The sequence below is a fragment of the Nocardiopsis sp. RV163 genome (assembly GCF_001029525.1).
In the GTDB taxonomy this organism is placed as follows: domain Bacteria; phylum Actinomycetota; class Actinomycetes; order Streptosporangiales; family Streptosporangiaceae; genus Nocardiopsis; species Nocardiopsis dassonvillei.
Genome location: NZ_LEKI01000297.1, coordinates 1 through 2670, shown reverse-complemented (window position 1 = coordinate 2670; position 2670 = coordinate 1). Strand labels below are relative to the sequence as shown.

The window sequence follows — 2670 nt, the reverse complement described above, 5'->3', positions numbered from 1 at the left end:
TCACACAGGGGGTGGCCGGTACGCGTGGTGAACGCGGGGGTGGTCGGTGGCGGACGGTTCGTGTGGGACGGCCCCGGGCTGGGCCGGAGCGAGGGACGGCGCGGGAGGGGCTGACGGGACGGGTGCTGCTAGGTCAGATCACCCCGTCCTGGACGTCGTCCGCCCCGGTCGCGCGGACCTGGTCGGCGAGCGCCGCGAGTGTGGGCGCGGACAGGAAGGCCCGGGTGGACAGCTCCTCGCTGAGTTCGCGCCGCAGAACTGTGATCATGCGGATGGCCAGCAGGCTCGTGCCGCCCAGGGCGAAGAAGTTCGCGTCGCGGTCCTCGACGGCGGTGCCGGTCAGCTCGCCCCAGACGCGGGCGATGTGCTCCTCCACACCGTCCGCGAGCGGGGCGCCGCCCGGACCGGCCTCGGCGGCGGCCAGCTCCTCCAGCGCCCGCAGGTCGACCTTGCCGTTGGCGGTCAGGGGCATCTCCCCGACCGTGCGCACGCTGCCGGGAACGGCGTGCGCGGGCAGCCGGGCGGCGAGGTGGCGGGCCAGGCCGTCGGCCACGACGCCGGAACCGTCCCCGGCGCCGATCCCCTCGCCGTCCTCGGTGACGAAGGCGACCACCCTGCGGGAGGTGCGCTCCCCCACCGTCAGCGCCGCGGCACGGCGCACGCCGGGGTGGTCCTCCAGAGCCGCCTCGACCTCACCGAGTTCGAGCCGGTGGCCGCCCACCTTGACCTGACGGTCGGCGCGGCCGAGGAACTCCAGGAGCGCGCCCGGACGGTAGCGGCCCCGGTCGCCGGTGCGGTACCAGCGCTCTCCCCCTGCGGTGACGAACCGGGCGGCCGTGCGCTCGGGATCGCCGCGGTAGCCGAGGGCGACTCCGGCCCCGCCGATCCACAGCTCCCCCGCCACCCAGTCCGGGCAGTCCAGCCCGTGGGGGTCCACCACCCGGTAGCGCTGCTCGCGCAGCGGCGTTCCGTAGGGCACCGAGGGCCACCCCGGCGGGACGTGGCCGCCGTCGAAGGCGTTGGACCAGATTGCGGCCTCCGTGGCGCCGCCCAGGGCCACCAGGTGGACGCGTGCGCCGCTCGCCTCGCGCAGGCGCGGCGCCAGGTCGCCGCCCACCCAGTCCCCGGAGACCAGGGCCAGCCGCAGCGAGGAGGGCAGCCCCCTGTCCTGCGAGGCCAGGAGCAGCATGTCGAGCAGGGCGGGGACGGTGTTCCAGACGGTGACGCCGTGCTCGGCGCACAACGCGCGCCAGCGCTCGGGGTCGCGGCGCTCGTCCTCCTCGGGCAGGACGAGCGCGCCGCCCGCGCCGAGCAGGCCGAACACGTCGTAGACCGACAGGTCGAAGTCGAGCGCGGACAGGGCCAGGACCCGGTCGCCGGGGCCGACCCGGTAGCGGTCGTTGATCTCGGCGACCGTGGTGAGCGCGGCGGCGTGGGAGACCTCCACGCCCTTGGGCTCCCCGGTGGAACCGGAGGTGAAGATCGTGTAGGCGGCCTCGCCGGGGTCGCACGGCACGGGCGCGTCCAGGGGCGGGGTCTGGAGGAGTTCTGCCACGTCGGCGGACCGGGGCGCGCCGGTGCCGTCGCCGACGGCCAGCACGGTCCGGGCCGCGCGGTGGATGCGCTCGCGCCGCAGCGGGGGCTGGCCCGCGCCGACCGGAACGTAGAGGGCTCCGGCGGCCAGGACGCCCAGGACCGCGCAGACCTGGTCGGGGCCCTTGGGCAGGCACACCGCGACCGCGTCGCCGGGCCGCACGCCGCGTTCGACCAGTCCGGCGGCGACGCGCAGGGACCGGTCCGCCAGTTGGCCGTGGGTGGTCACGGCGCGGTCCGTGACGAGGGCGGGTGCGTCGGCGCGTGCGGCCGCGCCGTCGAAGAAGGCGTCGTGCAGCAGGGCCTTCCGGGCGGTCCCGGAGGGGGCGTCGACCGAGGCGCGCACCACGCGCTGGTCCGCGGGCAGCATCCGGGCGCAGGCCTGCTCCCAGCCCTGTTCGCCGTCGCGGGCGAGCGCGTGCAGCAGTTCCAGGTAGGCCGCGAACATGGCGTCCAGGACCCCGGGGCGGAACAGGTCCTCCACCGCGTCCCAGTACACCTCCAGTCCGCCGCCGCTCTCCAGGACCTGGTTGTCCAGGTACACCTGGGGCGACTGGGACAGGCCCCACACGCGCCGTGGGAATTCCGGGGACAGGTCCATGGACACCCCCTCGCCCACACCCAGGGAACTGGTGAACACCACGGGGATCCCGGGTTGGGCGGTGCCGGTGCGCCGCGCCAGCTCGCGCAGCACCTCCTCGGCGGGCACCTCCCGGTGGTCCAGGTCCCGGCCCAGGCGGCGCTGGAGGTCGCGGGCCGCCCCGGCCGGGTCCTGGCCGGGCGCGCGGTGGTAGGAGGTCAGCGACAGGGAGGTGAAGTCGCCGAGCACGCGGCCGATGTGGGGGTGCAGGTCGTGGCGGTTGAACAGGGTGAGGGTGAGGCTGAGTCCGGTCTGCCCGCTCCACCTGCCGAGGACCTCGCCGTAGCAGGCCAGCAGCAGGGTGGCGGGGGTGACGCCCGCGGTGCGGGCCAGGCCGGTGAGGGCGTTCCACTCCTTCGGGTCGAGCCGTTCGGCCCTGCGGGTGAACCGGGGCCGGTCGATGTCGGCGGGGTCGGTGCGCAGCGGCAGGGCGGGGG

1 protein-coding gene is annotated in these 2670 nt (G+C 76.0%); it reads right to left on the bottom strand.

The genetic code is table 11. The features are described from left to right. Nucleotides 1-133 precede the first annotated feature (133 nt). Nucleotides 134-2670: non-ribosomal peptide synthetase (locus tag ABD54_RS26195; protein WP_047872225.1), on the bottom strand; the 2537-nt coding region annotated here is incomplete at its 5' end.